Below are 17,785 nucleotides of genomic sequence, written 5' to 3' on the forward strand. Positions count from 1 at the left end.
CCGCTTTCACCCCCCAATCCCGAATGACGAATCCCAATCCCGGCGCCGCAACGCGGCGCTACGCCTCGCAACCGGCGAACAGGTCGCGCGCCGGATCGTAGACCCGGGTCCTGACCTGCATCAGGCCCAGCACCGACGGGAACAGGTTGTCCTGGTCGGCACGCTGGCGCGCGCGCGCCCGCAGGCACGACAGGTCCAGCCTGCGCTCGCGCGCGAAGTCCTGCGAGAACCACATCACCATCGGCACGTGGGTCTGCTCCTGCGGCGCGATCGCGTACGGCACCCCGTGCAGGTACAGGCCCTTTTCGCCGAGCGATTCGCCGTGGTCGGACAGGTAGACCATCGCCGTGGCGTAGTCGGGCATCGCCTCCAGCGTGGCGATGGTGCGCGCCAGCAGGTGGTCGGTGTACAGCAGCGCGTTGTCGTAGGCGTTGGTGATCTGCTCGCGGCTGCAGTCGCCCAGGTCGGCGGTGAGGCAGGGCGGGCCGAAGCGGTCGAACCCGGCCGGATAGCGCTGGAAGTAGCTCGGCCCGTGGTTGCCGAGCTGGTGCAGCACCACGACCCGGTCGCCCGGCCTGGCGCGGACCTGCGCGGCGAGATCGGCGAGCAGGATCTCGTCCATGCAGCGGCCGTCCTTGCACAGCGCCGGGTCGCGCGCATCGTCCAGGCGCTGGATCGCCAGCCCGTCGCACACGCCCTTGCAGCCGGACTGGTTGTCGCGCCACAGCGTGGCGATGCCGGCGTGCTCGAGCACGTGCAGCAGCGACTGGTGCTTGCGGATGTCGTCCTCGTTGTAGTCGTGGCGGCCGAACGGCGAGAACATGCACGGCACCGACACTTCGGTGCTGGTGCCGCACGAATGCATGTCGGGGAAGTTGATCACGCCCAGTTGCGCCAGTTCCGGCGTGGTCTGGCGGACGTAGCCGTTCAAGCCCCAGTTCTGCGCGCGCGCGGTTTCGCCCAGCACCACCACCAGCAGCCGCGGCTTGGTCCCGGCGGCGCGCGGGGCGGCGGTCGCGTCGTGCTCGACCGGCAGCTTCGGCGCCTTGCCCGCCGGGCTGGCCGATTTCAGGTTCTGCCGCAACGCCACCAGGTAGTTGATCGGCGTGGCGAGGTAGCGCACCTCGCGATGGTTGCGCATCAGCGCCGAGATGTCCTGGAACGACAGCATCGCCCCGGCCGCGCCGAGCGCCAGCATCGCCAGCAGGAAGCCGGCGCGCAGCGCCAGCGCCTTGCCGGCGCTGCGCCGGGTCAGCCGCAGCCGCCACAGCACCGCGATCGGCAGCGCGGCATAGAACAGCAGCGGCGCGATCAGCGCCGGGGTCAGCAGTTCGCGCGATTCCTTGTGGTCGGTGGCGAGCACGTTGCGCAGCATGTCCGCGTCCAGGTAGACGCTGTAGCTGTTCATGTAGTGCGCGGCGAACGCGGTGGTGACCAGCAACACGGTCAGCAGCGGCTTGGCGGCGCCGCGCCACAGCAGCAGGCCGAGCAACAGGCCGTGCACCGACACCAGCAGCATGAACAGCGACAGGCCCAGTTTCAGGTCGCCGACATGGCCGCCCATCGCGCTGCGCCAGAACATCCCGTTGCAGGCCAAGGCGAAGAACACGCTCGCGGCCAGCGCCAGCGCCTCGTTGCTCAGCCGCGGGCGGATGGCCCACCACTGGGCCTTGCCGGCGGCGATCGCCGGCGGCGTCGGCAGCGACGCGCTCATGCGCGATCCACCGTTGCCGACGTTGCCGACGTTGCCGGAACCGGCACGAGCGCGCCGCGCGTCGGCCACAGCAGCGCGCGGTACAGGCCCAGCGCCACCATCCAGCACGCGGCCAGCGTCCACAGGTCGTGCGACAGGAAATGCGCGCCGCGCAGCTGCTGGCCCAGGCCGAACAGCAGCCCGGCGCCGAGCCCGACCGCCAGCGCCGGCCAGCGCCAGGACGGCTTCAGCGCCAGCGCGAAGAAGTACAGCGCCACCCAGGCATAGCCGGCACTGGCATGCCCGGCCGGAAAGCAGGCCGCATGCGGCATGCCGGCCGGGCGCGGTTCGAACAGGCCGACGAAGGCGCGGTTGCCGCCGTAGCGGACCAGGTCCCATGGGCAGTCCATGCCGGTGAACGACTTCAGCAGCGACACCACGCCGGTGCCCAGCGCCACCGACGACGCCAGGTACAGCAGCGGCAGCCGGTAGCGCCGGCGGTCGGCGCGGCGCCAGGCCCAGGCCGCCAGGCCGGCGGTCACCCCCCAGGCCACGGTGCTCAGCAGCTTGCCGTCGTGGTGGATCAGGCCCTGGGTCAACGCCGCGTCCTTCAGCGCCCAGTGCCCGCCTTCCCACCGGTACAGCAGATCGGCGAACCGGAAGTCGCCGCCCAGGCCCATCAGCGCCGCGCTGGCCAGCAGCGCCAGCGCCAGCGGCAGCCACAGGTGCGACAGGTAGAAGCCTCGGGCCGGGTGCGCGCCGGCCACGGACGGACCGCCCGGGTACGGAGCGCTGCTTTCAGGAAGTGTGCCGACGGCGGCGTGCGGGGCAAAGGTCATGGACCGGGTCTCAGGGCTGGCTTGCATAGGCGTGCGAGGTGCACGTGGGTACCGAAAAGCCGAACATGGCGCGCAGTGCAGCTGGCTTGCGCCGCTCGCCGCGCTGCCGGGCGCCACGACCTGCGGCGGCGCGCCCGCGCGCCTTGGACGCCTGCGCCCAGGCGGACGGAACGGGCAGGCGGCCTGTGCCATTGCACGGACGACGGAGCGGAACCTGGGCGGTGGCGACGCGGCAATGGTGTCGCCGCCGATGTCGGAGAGCGGTCGGATTCGGCGCGCCGGGGCGGTGCCGCTTCAGCCGCCGTTGCCGCCGCGGGAGCGGCGCCCACGACCGGGGGCCGCGTCGGCGGGCCGCATTCCGACCGCGTTCCGACATGCATCCGCTAGCATGGAGCCTTCCGGCCGTCCCGGACTGCGAGTGAACTGCCCATGCGGCTGCTGGTGATCGAAGACAACCGGAACCTGGTGGCGAACCTGTTCGATTACTTCGAGGTGCGCGGGCACACGCTGGATGCGGCCCCGGACGGCGTCACCGGGCTGCACCTGGCCACCACCCAGCGCTACGACGCGGTGATCCTGGACTGGATGCTGCCGCGGCTGGACGGGCGCGAGGTGCTGCGCGCGCTGCGCGAGGACCACCACGCCGAGGTGCCGGTGATCATGCTGACCGCGCGCGACGAGCTGCCGGACAAGATCGCCGGCTTCCGTGCCGGTGCCGACGACTACCTGACCAAGCCGTTCGCGCTGCCCGAGCTGGAGGTGCGGCTGGAGGCACTGCTGCTGCGCGCCAACGGCCGCGGCCGCAGCAAGTTGCTGTGCGTCGGCGACCTGCAACTGGACATGGCCACGCTGGAGGCCAGCCGCGGCGGCCGCCCGCTGCACCTGTACCCGGCCTGCCGCAAGCTGCTGGAAGTGCTGATGCAGGCCAGCCCGGCGGCGGTCACCCGCGATCGCCTGGAGCACGCGCTGTGGGGCGACGATCCGCCCGACGGCGACATGCTGCGCTCGCATATCTACGACCTGCGGCGCAGCGTCGACGGGCCGTTCGCGACCAAGCTGATCCACACCCTGCCGCGGGTCGGCTACCGGCTGGCGCTGCCCAGCGCGCACGAGCGCGAACATGGCGCGTAGGATGGGTTTGCGCCGCCGCATCACCCTGTGGCTGGTCGGCTACGCGGCGCTGCTGTCGCTGACGGTGTTCGTGCACGGCTACATCGTCAACGACCAGGCCGAGCAGCTGACCTGGCGCTCGCTGCTGAGTTCGGAGCTGGACCATTTCCTCGCGCGCAGCGCGCTGGACCCGGACTATCGCTGGATCGACACCAGCACGGTCAGCCTCTACGGCGACGAAGGCGGGCAACCGCTGCCGCCGGCGGTGGCGGCGCTGCCGCCCGGCCTGCACGACGACGTGCCGCTGGACGGGCGCGACAAGGTGGTGCTGGTGCAGCAGGTGCGCGGGCGCCGGCTGGCGCTGGCGCTGGACATCACCGAACTGCAGCGGCACGAGGACAATCTGGCGGTATGGATGCTGCTGTCCAATGTGGTGGCGGTGCTGCTGCTCGGCGCGCTGGTGGCGTGGGGCCTGGGCCGGGTGGTGAAGCCGCTCAGCGACATGGCCGAGCGCATCGGCCGGTTGCGCCCGGACCGGCCCGGGCAACGCATCGAGGTGGACGCGCGCGCCAGCGCCGAGCAGGTGGTCATCGCCGACGCGCTGAACGACTACCTGCTGCGCAACGACCTGTTCGTCGAGCGCGAGCGCGCCTTCATCGACAGCGCCAGCCACGAGCTGCGCACGCCGGTCGCGGTGATCGGCGGCGCCGCCGAACTGGCGCTGGAGCAGGCGGACACGCCGCCCAGCACGCGCAACCAGCTGCTGCGCATCCGCCGCACCGCCGCCGGCGTGGAGCAGCTGATCTCGCTGCTGCTGGTGCTGGCCAAGGACCCGGCGCGGCTGGCGCGCGGCAGCGATCTGGTGCGGCTGGACCAGCTGCTGCCGGACATCGTCGAGGACCATCGCCACCTGTGCGCGGACAAGCGCCTGGAACTGGCGCTGGCGCCGCTGCCGGCGTGCCAGGTGCTGGCGCCGGTGGCGATCGTGCAGGCGGCGATCGGCAACCTGTTGCGCAACGCGATCGAGAACAGCGACCAGGGCCGCATCCATGTCGCGATGCCGGCGCCGGGCGTGGTCCGCATCGACGATCCCGGCCACGGCATGTCGCCGGAGGAGATCAGCGCGGTCTATGCGCGCATGGCCCGCGGCGGCAGCCGCGAGGGCAGCGGCATCGGCCTGGACCTGATCGCGCGGCTGTGCGAACACCTGGGCTGGGCGCTGCAGCTGGAGTCCATCGCCGGCCAGGGCACGCGCGCGACGCTGGACCTGAGCTCGGCATTGAAGGAGGGCGGCGCGGTGTGAGGGACGAGTGCGGCGGCGTCGCTGCGGCCGGAGAAGCTTCGCGGCTGGCGGTTGCATTGCAGGAGGGCTTCAGCCCCGACGGTTCCGCAGCCGGAAAGATCGCCGCTTCGTTCGTCGCGACTGAAGTCGCTCCCACAGGGACTTGCGGGGGCGTGTTGGGTGCACTGTAGGAGGGGCTTTAGCCCCGACAGCATCCGAAGCCGGGAAGCTCGCCGCTTCCGCTCGTCGCGACTGAAGTCGCTCCCACAGGGACTTGCGGGGGCGTGTTGGGTGCACTGTAGGAGGGGCTTCAGCCCCGACAGCATCCGAAGCCGGGAAGTTTGCCGCTCCGCTCGTCGCGACCGAAGCCGCTCCTGCAGGGACTTGCGGGGGCGTGCTGGGTGCACTGTGGGAGGGGCTTCAGCCCCGACAGCGCGAGGTATCCGAAGGTCCAGCGCTTCGTCGTTCGCAGCCGAAGCCGCTCCTGCAGCAAGCGCAGGGATGCTGGCCGGTGCACGGTGGATGCAGGGGCCCGCCGATCATCAGCCCCGATCCGGCAACAGCCCCCGCTGCTGCAGCCAGGCGCGCGCGTCCTCGGCGTCCTGCTCGAACCATGCGCGGGTGGAGCCCAGCCGGTAGCTGTAGCCCCAGGCGTCCATGTCCGCCATCAGCCGCGCGCTGCCGACCCCGGGCAGCGCGTCGGCGAGCAGGATCTGCAGGTAGCAGGTGGCGTCCTCTTCCTCGACCGAATCGGTGGCGTCGGTGTGCACCGCCGCGCGCCGTTCCGGCGGCAACACGATCAGGTGGCAGGCCTCGTGCAGCATCGAATGCACCGGCGTGTCGTCGCGCACGTAGACGTCGCTGGCGATCACCCCGGCTTCCGGTTCGCCCCAGTAGCTGCCGGGGATCGCGGCGCCGTCGGCGATCCGGTGCAGCGCCAGCCCGTAAGCGGCCAGCAGCGCGCGCGGCGCGTCCAGGCCGATGTCGCGCAGCGTGAGCACGGCGTCCGCGGCAGCAGGGGCGAGGTCGGCGGTTGCGGCGGCGATGGGCATGGGTTCGGGCATGGGCGAGGGGCGGCGCAACGGCGAAGCGAGCGGCGCGCTGCCGTGCGCGCCTGCGGGTTCGCCGCAGGACGCAGGACGCGCCCGTCGCTGGATGGCGAGGTCGGCGGCCCTGGCGCAGCGGCCGCCGCCGGGGTCAGGGCGTGGGCCCTTCCGGCAGCGCCACCGAGATGTCGAGCACGTCGTGTTCGCCATCCTTGACCAGGTCCACCTTCACCGCGTCGGCGTCGATGTTGACGTACTTCTTGATCACTTCCAGCAGCTCGCGCTGCAGCAGCGGCAGGTAGTCGGGGCCGCCGCGATGGTTGCGTTCCTGCGCGATGATGATCTGCAGGCGGTTCTTCGCCGTCTCGGCGGTGTTCTTCTTGGTCTTGAGGAAGTCGAACAGTCCCATGCTCACCCTCCGAACAACTTGCTGAAGAAGCCCTTCTTCTCCACGGAGATGAAGCGCATGGGGCGTTCCTCGCCGAGGATGCGGCCCACGGCGTCGTCGTAGGCCTGGCCGGCCGGGGATTCGCCGTCCAGGATCACCGGCTCGCCCTTGTTGGAGGCGTTGAGCACGTCGCCGGACTCGGGGATCACGCCGATCGCCTTCAGCCCGAGCACCTCCTCCACGTCGGTGATGCTGAGCATCTCGCCGGTTTCCACGCGCGAGGGGCTGTAGCGGGTCAGCAGCAGGAACGCCGGCAGGTCCTTGCCGTTCTCGGCCTTCTGGGTCTTGGAGTCGAGCAGGCCGAGGATGCGGTCGGAGTCGCGCACCGAGGACACTTCCGGATTGACCACCACCACCGCGCGGTCGGCGAAGTACATCGCCAGGAACGCGCCCTTCTCGATGCCGGCCGGCGAATCGCAGACGATGTAGTCGAAGCCTTCGGCGGCCAGGTCCTTGAGCACCTTCTCCACGCCTTCCTGGGTCAGCGCGTCCTTGTCGCGGGTCTGCGAGGCGGCCAGCACGAACAGGTTGTCGAAGCGCTTGTCCTTGATCAGCGCCTGCTTCAGCGTGGCCTCGCTGTGCACCACGTTGACGAAGTCGTACACCACCCGGCGCTCGCAGCCCATGATCAGGTCGAGGTTGCGCAGGCCCACGTCGAAGTCGATCACGGCGACCTTCTTGCCGCGTCGCGCCAGCCCGCAGGCCAGGCTCGCGCTGGTGGTGGTCTTGCCGACGCCGCCCTTGCCGGAGGTGACTACGATAATTTCAGCCAAAGGAATGTCTCCTGATACGTTCGTGGAAGGGCCGCGTCACTCTTGCGCGGCGATCTTGATCTGGTCCTGCTCCAGCCAGACCTGGACGGCCTTGCCACGCAGTTCCTTGGGAATATCGTCCAGCACCTTGTAGTGGCCGGCAATGGCGACCAGTTCGGCGTGGAAGTCGCGGCAGAAGATCCGCGCCTCGGTATTGCCCTGGGCGCCGGCCAGGGCGCGGCCGCGCAGGGTACCGTAGATATGGATGCTGCCGTCGGAGATCACCTCGGCGCCGGCGCCGACCGTGGCGACCACGGTCAGGTCGCAGTTCTCGGCGTACAGCTGCTGGCCCGAGCGCACCGCGGTCTTCTGCAGCCGGCCCGGCTGCGGTCGCGCGGCCGGGGCGGGCGGCGGCGGGGGCGGCGACACCGGCGCCGGCGCGGCGGCCGGCGCGCCGCCGTCGATGCGCTCGTACTGGGCGCGGAACTTGGCCAGCAGCGGCAGGCCGAGCTGCTCGGACAACGCCTCGATCTCGCGGGTGCCGTAGGCCAGCGCCACCGGCAGCACGCCGGCCTCGCGCAGGCCTTCGAGCAGCGCGCGCGCGGTGGCGGTGTCCGGCGCCTGCGCCAGCCCGCCGAAATCGATGATCACCGCGGCGCGGCCGAACAGCTTGGGCGCGCGCTGCACGCGCTCGCGCATCTCCTGGGTCAGCCGCGGCACGTCCAGGGTGCGCACGCGCAGGTTGGCGATGCCGACCTGGCCGATCTTCAGTTCGCCGGCCTGTTCGTAGTCCAGATTCACCGTCGACACGCTCAGGTACCCGTCGGGCGCGGCGCGCGCAGCTGCTGCAGGCGGCGGGCATGGCCGACCCAGGGCAGGTCGGGGAGCTGGTCGCCGTAGGTCTCGCGGACCCAGGCGTAACTGCACAGATCCTTCAACAGCATGCTGGCGCGCACCTCCACTTCGTTCATGGTGTTCTGGCCGACTTCGCGGAAACCGAAGCTGCCATGGAACAGCAGCGCCGCGTCGGCGCCGTGGTCGAGGAAAACCTCGCAGGCCAGCTGCGGGTAGCGCAGCTCGGCATAGCTCTGCACGTCGGCGTAGAAGGCGCGGCCGACGCCGCCGCCGCGGCGGCGGCTGGCCACCACGATGCGGTCGATATAGAAGAATTTCGGGTAGCGCTCGCGGAACCAGGCGAAATTGCTGCTGTCGTGGTCGCCGTCGTCGCCGAAGCCGACCAGGAAACCGGCCAGGTTGCCGTCGCGCTCGGCGACGCGGAAGTACTCGGCGGTCTCGTAGAAGCGGTGCAGCTTGGCTTGATCCAGCGGCAGGATCGCCAGTCCGGCGTTGTTGTTCAGGGCCAGGACGGAATCGAGCTCGTGCTCGCGCACGTCGCGGATGACGATCGACATTGGGACTCCGTTGCTCATGCGCGCGGCCAGATGCGGACCGCCGGCGGGATTATCGCACGCGGGGGACGGGGCGGCGAGCCGCACAGGCATGACTTCCGTGGGAGTGCAATGCGCGCCGTTCATCCTAAGATGCGTGCATGTTGGGATATCTAAGCCACACCCGCGTCCTGCGCTTCGCCGGCCTGTTCACCTGGGCCATCGTCTGCGTGCCGCTGATCTACATCCAGTTCGTGCCGGTCGAAGGCAGCGGCGCGCGCGCCAATGCCGAGGCCTGGTGGCTGTTCGCGGTGTATTTCGGCTTCGGCGCCTGCTACTTCTCGCTGACCCGCCGGCTCAGCAGCGGCAGCCACGCGCACTGGTACGAGCGCGCGCTGCTGCTGGTGCTGACGATCTGCGCGCTGGCGGTCAGCTATTTCAACGGTTCCGGGCTGGGCAGCATCCTGATGATGGTGGCGGCGGGGGTCATCCCGTGGCTGCTGCCGGTCCGCGCCGGCGTGGCCTGGCTGCTGCTGAGCCAGCTGGCGGTGCTGCCGGTGTACTACGTGATCATGGGCTTCCCGCTGTTCGAGGCGCTGATGCAGTCGCTGCTGTACGGCGGCTTCTCGATGTTCATCTTCGTCACCAGCCTGGTCGCGCGGCAGCAGACCCAGGCGCGCGAGGAGCAGCGCCAGCTCAACGCCGAGCTGCGCGCCACCCGTGCGCTGCTGGCCGAGAGCGCACGGGTCAACGAGCGCACCCGCATCTCGCGCGAGCTGCACGACCTGCTCGGCCACCACCTGACCGCGCTGAGCCTGAACCTGGAAGTGGCCGGGCACATCACCGACGGCCGCGCGCAGGAGCACGTGCGCCAGGCGCATACGCTGGCCAAGCTGCTGCTGACCGACGTGCGCGAGGCGGTCAGCCAGCTGCGCGACAGCGGCGCGATCGACCTGGCCGCGGCGCTGCGCCCGCTCACCGAGCAGGTGCCGTCGCTGCAGATCCACCTGGACGTGGACGAGCCGCTGACCGTCGAAGACCCGGAGCGCGCGCACGTATTGCTGCGCTGCACCCAGGAGATCATCACCAACACCGTGCGCCACGCCGAGGCCGGGAATCTGTGGATCCGCGTGCGCCGCGACGGCCCGCTGGTGGTGATCGAGGCGCATGATGACGGCCGCGGCTGCGAGGCGCTGTCGCCCGGCAACGGCCTGCGCGGCATGCGCGAGCGCCTGAGCCAGTACGGCGGCAGCCTCGAAATCGATGCGCCACAAGGCGCGGGCTTCCGCCTGCGCGCCTCGGTTCCCGGCGCGCCGGCGCTGCTGCCGCCCGCCGTTCCACAAGGAGTGCTGTGATGATTCGTGTTTGCCTGGTCGACGATCAAACCCTGGTGCGGCAGGGCATCCGCTCGCTGCTGGCGCTGGACGGCGGCATCGAGGTGATCGCCGAGGCCGGCGACGGCCGCCAGGCGGTGGAGCTGATTCCGCAGGTGCGGCCGGACGTGGTGCTGATGGACATGCGCATGCCGGCGATGTCCGGGCTGGAGGCGCTGCAGATGCTGTCGCGCAACGGCACCCTGCCGCCGACCATCATCCTGACCACCTTCGACGACGACCAGCTGGTGCTGGCCGGGCTCAAGGCCGGGGCCAAGGGCTACCTGCTCAAGGACGTGTCGCTGGAGCAGCTGGTCGGGGCGATCCGCACCGTGGCCGCCGGCGGCTCGCTGGTGCAGCCGGCGGTGACCCAGCGCCTGCTGTCGGGCCTGGAGCACATGCGCAACGACTTCGTCAGCCTGGACCGGCCCGATCCGCTGACCGACCGCGAGACCGAGATCCTGCGGCTGATGGCCAGCGGCTTCTCCAACAAGGAGATCGCCAACTCGCTGGGCGTGGCCGAGGGCACGATCAAGAACCACGTGTCCAACATCCTGTCCAAGCTCGGCGTGCGCGACCGCACCCGGGCGGTGCTGAAGGCGTTCGAGCTGCAGTTGGTCTGACCGGACAGGATGCCCGGCCCGGCGCAGCGCGCCGGGCGTTCGCGGGCGCGCGAGCCGGTGGCTCGCAAGCGGCGCCCGCTCACCCTGTCCAAGCTCGGCGTGCGCGACCGCACCCGGGCGGTGCTGAAGGCGTTCGAGCTGCAGTTGGTCTGACCGACAGGATGCCCGGCCCGGCGCAGCGCGCCGGGCGTTCGCGGGCGCGCGAGCCGGTGGCTCGCAAGCGGCGCCAGCTCACCCTGTCGAAACTGGGCGTGCGCGACCGCACCAGGGCGGTATTGAAGGCGTTCGAGCTGCACTGGTATTGACTGACCGGTGCCCGGCCCGGCGCCGGGCACCCGCCGGCGCGCGAGCCGATGGCGCGGATCCCTCCTGTGGGAGCGACTTCAGTCGCGACGAACGAAGCGGCAGGCCCGCCGAGCACTGGAAAGGGTCCGAGCCGATGGCCCGGCGCTACACTGCTGCGGATGCATTGGTCTGGCCGCCCAGCCCGGCGGCACGGTCCGCGCGCAAGCGCAAACGCGTCGCCGAAGCGGGGCCGCCCGCAGCGCTGCGACCCCACTCCAGGCCTGTCCGCCGCTGCCACGGCGACAATGGTATGGTCGCCCGCAGCTCAGCGCGGCGGCGCTGTGCACGGAGCCTTCGCGGGGAATTGGCCACTGTGCCGAATTCCGCGCCGCGATCTGCATGACCACGAGCCGCGAAGCCTGCTAGGATGGCCGCTTCGCTTCATCAACCCGGCCGTGGGATCGGCCCCGGAGACCTCCTGAATGACCCGTATTATCGAATTCCTGATCGCGCTGGGGATCGTGGCTGGCCTGTTCGTCCTTGTTGGCCTGGTGTTGCCCTCGGAGCGTCACATGTCCGAGAGCGTCGAGACCAACCGGCGCATGACCATCGTCTATGACACGGTTAACAGCCTGCGTCGGTTCAAGGACTGGAACCCTCTGGTGCTGCGCGACCCGCGCATCCAACTGAAGCTCTCCGGCCCCGAGGCGGGCGTCGGTGCCCGCCTGGACTACACCTCGTCCGAGGGCTACATCGGCAAGGGAAGCTGGACCATCACCTCCTCCGAGCCGAACAAGCAGGTCGTCATCGCGATCGAGGACGAGACCAAGGGCCACGACAAGACCACCTCGTTCAAGCTCGAGCCCACCGGCAAGAGCGGCCGCAACGTCAAGATCACCCAGGACTACACGGTCAAGTACGGTTGGGACCTGTTCGGTCGCTACGCCGGCCTGTATGTCAGCCGCCACGTCGGCGACGACATCAAGCTGGGCCTGTCGCGGATGACCAACGTGCTGGCCACCGTGCCGAACGTGGACTACCGCTCCGCGGAGACCCCGCTGAAGGACCTGAAGGTCGTCGACCTGCCGGCCGAGGATCTGCTGGTGGTCAACGCCGGCAACATCGATCGCGACAACGACGCCATCAAGAAGTCCATCAAGGACAACCAGGAGTGGATCAAGCGGGTGATGGACGCCAACGGCTTGGAGCCTGCCGGTCCGGTGCGCATCGTCACCACCGACTTCGGTGCCGAGAAGTACGCGTTCGACGTCGCCCAGCCGGTCCGCAAGCGTGCCGGTGGCGCGCCGAAGCCCGACGCGGCGGCGGCCAAGCCGGAAGAGAAGAAGGACGACGCGGCGGCGCCTGCCGCACCGGTCGACGCGACCCCGGTTGCCGCCAGCGGCGAGCCGATGAAGCTGACCATCCCGCAGGGCGCGCCGGTGACCTACCTGCGTACCGAAGCGCGCCGCTCGGCGTTCGCGACCTACACCGGCCACATGGCGGGTCTGGACGCGGCACGCAACGCGGTACGTGCCTGGGCCGCCACCAGCGGCAACGACGTGACCGACCGTCCGTTCGAGTCGTGGAAGGGCGGGGTGGACAATGCGTTCACGCCGGAAGGCAGCTACGACATCTACTGGGCGATCAAGTAAGTTTCGCTCCTATGGCTTGAGTGACCACGAAACGCGCCGCATCTTGCGGCGCGTTTTCGTTTTGGGCCCTGCCAAGGCAGGGCAGGGGGGATATCCGCATGCTGAATTTCGACCGCCGTTCGCGCAAGCCGTCGTGGCTGGCCTGTGCCGGCGGCATGCTGGCCGCCGTCGCGATCGGGCTGTCCGCGTACGCCTCGCACGGCGTCGCCGAGCCGCTGGCGCAATCGCATCTGCAGACCGCCGCGCTGTACGCCTTCGGCCACGGCCTGGCGCTGGCGGCGCTGGGCCGCAGCAGCGAGCGCGCGCTGGGCCGGACCGGCCTGGCGTTGTTGCTGCTGGGCACGTTGCTGTTCGCCGGCAGCCTGGCCGGCAACGCCCTGGCGCAGTGGCCGACCCGGCTGGCCCCGGTCGGCGGGGTGACGCTGATGCTCGGCTGGGTGCTGTGGGCGCTGGATGCGCTGAGGCGCTAGCGCGATGCCCTGGCATGCACGCGGCTTCGACACCCAGGCCGCCTACGAACACCTGAGCCGGCGCGACCGCAAGCTCGGCGCATGGATGCGCAGGATCGGGCCGATCGCGCCGCAGCCGGGCTGGCGCAAGCCGTTCGACCCGGTCGACGCACTGGCCCGGGCGATCCTGTTCCAGCAGCTCAGCGGCAAGGCCGCGGCGACCATCGTCGGCCGCGTCGAAGCGGCGATCGGCAGCGCCCGGCTGCACGCCGACACGCTGGCGCGGGTGGACGACGCCGGGCTGCGCGCCTGCGGCGTGTCCGGCAACAAGGCGCTGGCGCTGCGCGATCTGGCGCGGCGCGAGGCGGCCGGGCAGATACCCAGCCTGCGGCAGATGGCGGCGATGCACCAGGACGCGATCGTCGAGGCGCTGGTGCCGGTCCGCGGCATCGGCCGCTGGACCGTGGAAATGATGCTGATGTTCCGCCTGGGCCGGCCGGACCTGCTGCCGGTGGACGACCTGGGCGTGCGCAAGGGCGCCCAGCGCGTGGACAAGCTGGAACTGCCGCCGACCCCGAAGGAATTGCTGGCGCGCGGCGAACGCTGGGGCCCGTACCGGACCTACGCCAGCTTCTATCTGTGGCGCATCGCCGACGCCGCGGTGGCGGCCAAGACGCCGACGCCGCGCTCGCAGGAGTAGGGCGGGTGGCGCCGTGGCGCCGCGAACGCCGGTCGCCGCTCAGGGAGGCGGCGACACCGTCTGGTCCTGCGTGGGTCGGACAGCCGCTGCAGACGGCGTCCGGAACAGCGGATCGTCGCTCAACCGCGGGCGCTGCGAGGACGGGAAGCGCCGTTCCTGTTGCAGCCAGCGGTGGTACTGGAAGGTGCCGCGCGCCGCGCTCAGGTACACCAGGATCATGATCACCCCTAGGACCGCGCCATCGAGATGGCCGGTGAACAGCAAGGCGATCCGGGCGAGGACGTAGTAGGCCAACAGCGCGCTTGCCGCCACCCGGTGCTTGCGCCATACGCCGTACGCCAGCGCCGCGATGAACATGGCCTCGACCGCGCTGGCCCAGCCGCCGACGGTGTTGCCGTTCTTGAGCGCGACCAGTCCGCCGAACAGGATGATCGCCGCTTGCAGTGCGGCCACGATCCAGCCGACCTTGATTCTGCGCAGCACATCGTCCGGTGCCTTGCCCAGCGGCGCGGCGGGGGCTGCCTGCAAGCCGGTCGCCGGTGCCGAGTAGGGGTTCTGTTCCATCAGCGCGATTTCCTGGAAGGGACGCCGCGATATCGGTTGCGGGCGCGCCAACTTGAGGCGCGCCGCGGCGTCTGCCGCGGACGGCATCGCGCCTTCCTTGGTCAGGCGGGCACTGGTCCCGCCGCCGCTTGCGGAAGCGGTGCCGCGGCTTCGGGATGGGCCGCGGGCGACAGCCTCGGTCGCGGAGGCCTCATGCCGGCGCTTGCGCGTGCCAGCGCCAATGCCAGGGTTCGTAGACGATGCCGTGCGGGTTGTTGCGCGGGTAGCTCATCCGGTAGCCGAAGCCGGCGGCGCGCGCCTGCAGCCAGGCGAAGGCCGGCGTGCGTTCGAAGCTCTCCTCGGCCGGCGGCTCGCCCGGCGTGCCGATGTCCAGCGCGTCGCCGCTGTGGTGCTCGCTGTAGCCCGGCGCGGCATTGACGGTGAGGATCTGCGCCACGCTCAGGCCGCGCGCCAGCTTGCGTTCGAAGATGCCCAGCTGGTAGTCGTGGCTGCGATAGCCGGAGATCGCGTCCAGCACGATGCCGTCGGCCTGCGCCGCGCGGCGCAGCGCGTGCCAGGCGCGCGCTGCGCCGTCGCTGAGCCACAGCGCGCGCCGGTAGCGGTCGCGGCCGGCGTAGCGCAGCACGCCCGGTTCGGCGATCAGCGCCAGCCCGCTGCGCGCCGCGTAGCGCTCGTCCAGGCCAAGCCGGGCCAGGTTTTCGCGCAGGCCCTGCAGCGGCAAGGCCGCCGGGTCCGCGCCGCCGCCGCGGCGATGCGCGGCGTCGAACCCATCCAGCGCGTCCAGCGCCAGGCCGATGCCCGTTTCGCGCGCCAGCCTCGGCACCAGCGGCAGCAGCCCCTCGGGCAGCAACGCGGCCAGATAGCGGCCATCGCGCTTGCGCCGCAGCAGCCAGTGCGCGCGCGCCAGCGCCCGCGCGTCGGCGTTGCCGCGCGCGCGCGACAGGCCGCCGGGCCACAGTTCGATCGCAGGGGTGTTGAGCAGGAAGCGGGGCGGGGTGCGCATGCGGCAAAGCTTAAGCGCTGCGCCCGGCGCCAGCCAGCGCGCGCGGGCGCGCCTTGTTGCGGGCGGCAGCGGCGCATTCGATCATCGCGCCGCTGCGCCAGCTGCGCAGCGATGGCGATGGGAAGGCATGGTCAGCGAACCTGGCGCATGCCGGTCCATTCGCGGCGTCGCCCGCCTCAGCCGCCTTTCTTGAACACCAGTAGCGTCGGCAGCAGCGGCGCGGCGCTGACCACGTTGACCAGTTCCCAGCCCTGGGCGCCGTGCTTGTCCAGCTCGGCCTGGATCAGTTCGGTGTTCAGGCCGCCGAGGAAGGTGGGCTTCACTTCGACGGTGAGGTAGTTCCAGGGTGCGGTCATGGCTTGGGTTCCTTTGCGTCGCCGGGCTTGGGCAGCCGGCCGGCCTTGCGCAGCGCGTCGCGCAAAACGTATTCGATCTGCGCGTTGAGACTGCGCAGTTCGTCGTCGGCCCAGCGCTGCGCCGCGGCCAGCACGTCGGCGTTGATGCGCAGCGGATAGGCCTTCTTCTCGGACATCGGTTTCCTTCGGCCCGCGCGCCGGGGTGGGTGCGCGAGCGTATCAGTACAGGGAACCGGCGTTGACCACCGGCTGGGTACCGCGGTCGGAGCACAGCACGGTCAGCAGGTTGCTGACCATGTGCGCCTTGCGCTCTTCGTCCAGCTGCACCACGCCGTTCTTCTGCAGCTCGGCCAGTGCCATCTCGACCATGCCCACCGCGCCGGCGACGATGCGCGTGCGCGCGGCGATCACCGCATTGGCCTGCTGGCGCTGCAGCATCGCCTGGGCGATCTCCGGCGCGTAGGCCAGGTGGCTGATGCGCGCTTCGATCACGTCCACGCCGGCCTGGGTCAGGCGTTCGTCGAGGTGGCGCTTGAGCTGTTCACTGATCTCCACGGGGTGGCTGCGCAGCGAGATCTGGCCGTCCTCGTGCTGGTCGTACGGATAGCTGGTGGCCATCGCGCGCAGCGCCGATTCGGACTGGATGTGCACGAAGCTCTCGTAGTCGTCGACGTTGTACACCGCCTCGGACGCATCGATCACCTGCCACACGATCACCGCGGCGATCTCGATCGGGCTGCCGTCCAGTTCGTTGACCTTGAGCCGGCCGCTTTCGAAGTTGCGCACGCGCTGGCTGACCTTGCGCTTGGCGTAGAAGGGGTTGTTCCAGCGCAGGCCGTTGTCCTTCACCGTGCCCACGTACTTGCCGAACAGGCTCAGCACCGCGGCCTGGTTCGGCTGCACCGTGTACAGGCCGACCAGGCTGACCAGGGAGACGGCGCCGACCAGCAGCGACAGCAGCACCAGCGGCAGCGAGGTCGGCCCGCCGGTGAGCGGGTCCTTGATGACGCCGATCACGAACAGCCACAGCGCCAGCCCGGCCAGCACCAGGACGCCGAGTAGGAACGGGATGCCGGGCAGCGAGCGGAGAGTGCGTTCTTTCATGGCGGTGGCCCCAGGGTGTGTGGGGTGGAAGATATCATTTTGATATCATGTTGCAAGCGATGCCGGGCCGCAGCGCGTGGCGGCGGGCGTGGTGGCGAGTGCCGGCCGTTAGAATGGCCCCCCTCTTCCGCGCAGGCATCGCCGCCATGAACACCCTGGGAACCCCGCTGTCCGCTTCCGCCACCCGCGTGCTGCTGCTGGGCTCGGGCGAACTGGGCAAGGAAGTGGCGATCGAGCTGCAGCGCTTCGGCGTGGAAGTGATCGCCGCCGACCGCTACGCCGATGCGCCGGCGATGCAGGTGGCGCACCGCTCGCACGTGCTGGACATGCTCGACGCGATGGCGTTGCGCGAGCTGATCGCGCGCGAGCAGCCGCACCTGATCGTGCCGGAGATCGAGGCGATCCATACCGAGACGCTGGTGGCGCTGGAGCGCGAGCACGGCCAGCGGGTGATCCCGACCGCGCGCGCGGCGCGGCTGACGATGGACCGCGAAGGCATCCGCCGCCTGGCCGCCGAGACCCTGGGCCTGCCGACCTCGCCGTACCGTTTCGTCGACACGCACGAGGACTACCGCGCGGCGATCGCGGCGATCGGCCTGCCGTGCGTGGTCAAGCCGGTGATGTCGTCCTCGGGCAAGGGCCAGAGCACGCTGCGCGGCGAAGCGGACATCGACGCGGCCTGGGAATACGCGCAGACCGGCGGCCGCGCCGGTGCCGGGCGCTGCATCGTCGAAGGCTTCATCGACTTCGACTACGAGATCACCCTGCTGACCGTGCGCCATGTCGGCGGCACCTCGTTCTGCGCTCCGATCGGGCACTGGCAGCAGGACGGCGACTACCGCGAGAGCTGGCAGCCGCAGCCGATGTCGGCGGCTGCGCTGGCGCGCGCGCAACAGATCGCCCACGCGGTCACCGACGATCTCGGCGGCTGGGGCGTGTTCGGCGTGGAGCTGTTCGTCAAGGGCGACGAAGTGTGGTTCAGCGAGGTGTCGCCGCGTCCGCACGACACCGGGCTGGTGACGCTGGTGTCGCAGGAACTGAGCCAGTTCGCGCTGCATGCGCGCGCGATCCTCGGCCTGCCGATCCCGGTGATCCGCCAGCAGGGGCCGTCGGCGTCG

At 70.5% G+C, this 17,785-nt stretch carries 20 protein-coding genes and 1 pseudogene; 9 read left to right on the top strand and 12 right to left on the bottom strand.

Annotated features, from left to right (window positions below; genetic code table 11):
• Positions 1-58: 58 nt before the first annotated feature.
• A complete protein-coding gene (locus JR065_RS03575; protein ID WP_206232175.1) occupies positions 59-1,714 on the bottom strand; it encodes a phosphoethanolamine transferase in 1,656 nt (551 codons plus the stop codon).
• A complete protein-coding gene (locus JR065_RS03580; protein ID WP_206232176.1) occupies positions 1,711-2,532 on the bottom strand; it encodes a phosphatase PAP2 family protein in 822 nt (273 codons plus the stop codon). The genes JR065_RS03575 and JR065_RS03580 overlap by 4 nt, the downstream gene beginning before the upstream one ends.
• Before the next feature lie 429 nt (positions 2,533-2,961).
• Here JR065_RS03580 and JR065_RS03585 point away from each other — a divergent pair, with 429 nt between their 5' ends.
• Positions 2,962-3,663, top strand: coding sequence for a response regulator transcription factor (locus JR065_RS03585; RefSeq protein WP_206232178.1), 702 nt, complete (start codon positions 2,962-2,964; stop codon positions 3,661-3,663).
• Entirely contained in the window at positions 3,653-4,945 is a 1,293-nt protein-coding gene (locus JR065_RS03590) for a sensor histidine kinase (RefSeq protein ID WP_206232180.1), read from the top strand. The genes JR065_RS03585 and JR065_RS03590 overlap by 11 nt, the downstream gene beginning before the upstream one ends.
• A gap of 521 nt (positions 4,946-5,466) precedes the next feature.
• Here the strand turns inward: JR065_RS03590 and JR065_RS03595 are convergent.
• From JR065_RS03595 to JR065_RS03615, 5 genes are all read right to left on the bottom strand, one after another.
• Positions 5,467-5,976 (bottom strand): hypothetical protein, encoded by a 510-nt coding sequence (locus JR065_RS03595; protein ID WP_241093349.1) that lies wholly within the window; start codon positions 5,974-5,976, stop codon positions 5,467-5,469.
• A 145-nt stretch (positions 5,977-6,121) separates the two neighbouring features.
• Positions 6,122-6,379 carry a cell division topological specificity factor MinE gene (gene minE / locus JR065_RS03600; RefSeq protein WP_160964358.1) on the bottom strand — a complete coding sequence of 86 codons (258 nt, stop codon included), beginning with the start codon at positions 6,377-6,379 and terminating at the stop codon, positions 6,122-6,124.
• Between the two features lie 2 nt (positions 6,380-6,381).
• On the bottom strand, positions 6,382-7,191 hold the full coding sequence (gene minD / locus JR065_RS03605) for a septum site-determining protein MinD (RefSeq protein WP_206232182.1): 810 nt from the start codon (positions 7,189-7,191) through the stop codon (positions 6,382-6,384).
• A gap of 36 nt (positions 7,192-7,227) precedes the next feature.
• On the bottom strand, positions 7,228-7,980 hold the full coding sequence (minC, locus tag JR065_RS03610; RefSeq protein ID WP_206232184.1) for a septum site-determining protein MinC: 753 nt from the start codon (positions 7,978-7,980) through the stop codon (positions 7,228-7,230).
• A gap of 2 nt (positions 7,981-7,982) precedes the next feature.
• The gene (locus JR065_RS03615) at positions 7,983-8,582 is read right to left on the bottom strand and encodes a GNAT family N-acetyltransferase (RefSeq protein ID WP_206232186.1); all 600 of its coding nucleotides are present in this window, start codon (positions 8,580-8,582) and stop codon (positions 7,983-7,985) included.
• Between the two features lie 137 nt (positions 8,583-8,719).
• Here JR065_RS03615 and JR065_RS03620 point away from each other — a divergent pair, with 137 nt between their 5' ends.
• The 6 genes and pseudogenes from JR065_RS03620 (at position 8,720) to JR065_RS03650 (ending at position 13,640) form a co-directional block, all read left to right on the top strand.
• Positions 8,720-9,913, top strand: a complete 1,194-nt coding sequence (locus tag JR065_RS03620; protein WP_206232187.1) for a sensor histidine kinase — start codon at positions 8,720-8,722, stop codon at positions 9,911-9,913.
• On the top strand, positions 9,913-10,554 hold the full coding sequence (locus JR065_RS03625) for a response regulator (RefSeq protein ID WP_206232189.1): 642 nt from the start codon (positions 9,913-9,915) through the stop codon (positions 10,552-10,554). Before JR065_RS03620 ends, JR065_RS03625 begins: the two co-directional genes overlap by 1 nt.
• A gap of 84 nt (positions 10,555-10,638) precedes the next feature.
• A pseudogene (locus JR065_RS21410) lies at positions 10,639-10,707 on the top strand (DNA-binding response regulator); the annotation flags it as partial.
• 614 nt (positions 10,708-11,321) lie between these two features.
• The gene (locus tag JR065_RS03640) at positions 11,322-12,491 is read left to right on the top strand and encodes a polyketide cyclase (RefSeq protein WP_206232194.1); all 1,170 of its coding nucleotides are present in this window, start codon (positions 11,322-11,324) and stop codon (positions 12,489-12,491) included.
• A gap of 98 nt (positions 12,492-12,589) precedes the next feature.
• On the top strand, positions 12,590-12,961 hold the full coding sequence (locus JR065_RS03645; RefSeq protein ID WP_206232195.1) for a DUF423 domain-containing protein: 372 nt from the start codon (positions 12,590-12,592) through the stop codon (positions 12,959-12,961).
• A 4-nt stretch (positions 12,962-12,965) separates the two neighbouring features.
• A complete protein-coding gene (locus JR065_RS03650; RefSeq protein ID WP_206232197.1) occupies positions 12,966-13,640 on the top strand; it encodes a DNA-3-methyladenine glycosylase family protein in 675 nt (224 codons plus the stop codon).
• 39 nt (positions 13,641-13,679) lie between these two features.
• On the opposite strand, the gene JR065_RS03655 is transcribed toward JR065_RS03650, so the two are convergent.
• The 5 genes from JR065_RS03655 to JR065_RS03675 form a co-directional block, all read right to left on the bottom strand.
• Positions 13,680-14,291, bottom strand: a complete 612-nt coding sequence (locus JR065_RS03655; protein WP_206232199.1) for a hypothetical protein — start codon at positions 14,289-14,291, stop codon at positions 13,680-13,682.
• 103 nt (positions 14,292-14,394) lie between these two features.
• Positions 14,395-15,207 (bottom strand): M15 family metallopeptidase, encoded by an 813-nt coding sequence (locus JR065_RS03660; protein ID WP_206232200.1) that lies wholly within the window; start codon positions 15,205-15,207, stop codon positions 14,395-14,397.
• A 176-nt stretch (positions 15,208-15,383) separates the two neighbouring features.
• Complete coding sequence (locus tag JR065_RS03665) at positions 15,384-15,563, bottom strand: DUF4177 domain-containing protein (protein ID WP_206232202.1); 180 nt, start codon at positions 15,561-15,563, stop codon at positions 15,384-15,386.
• Entirely contained in the window at positions 15,560-15,739 is a 180-nt protein-coding gene (locus JR065_RS03670) for an Arc family DNA binding domain-containing protein (RefSeq protein WP_206232203.1), read from the bottom strand. Before JR065_RS03670 ends, JR065_RS03665 begins: the two co-directional genes overlap by 4 nt.
• A 43-nt stretch (positions 15,740-15,782) precedes the next feature.
• Complete coding sequence (locus tag JR065_RS03675; RefSeq protein WP_206232205.1) at positions 15,783-16,667, bottom strand: SPFH domain-containing protein; 885 nt, start codon at positions 16,665-16,667, stop codon at positions 15,783-15,785.
• Between the two features lie 146 nt (positions 16,668-16,813).
• Here JR065_RS03675 and purT point away from each other — a divergent pair.
• On the top strand, positions 16,814-17,785 hold a 972-nt coding region (gene purT / locus JR065_RS03680; RefSeq protein ID WP_206232206.1), incomplete at its 3' end, for a formate-dependent phosphoribosylglycinamide formyltransferase.

It is taken from the genome of Xanthomonas sp. (assembly GCF_017163755.1).
Lineage (GTDB): Bacteria > Pseudomonadota > Gammaproteobacteria > Xanthomonadales > Xanthomonadaceae > Xanthomonas_A.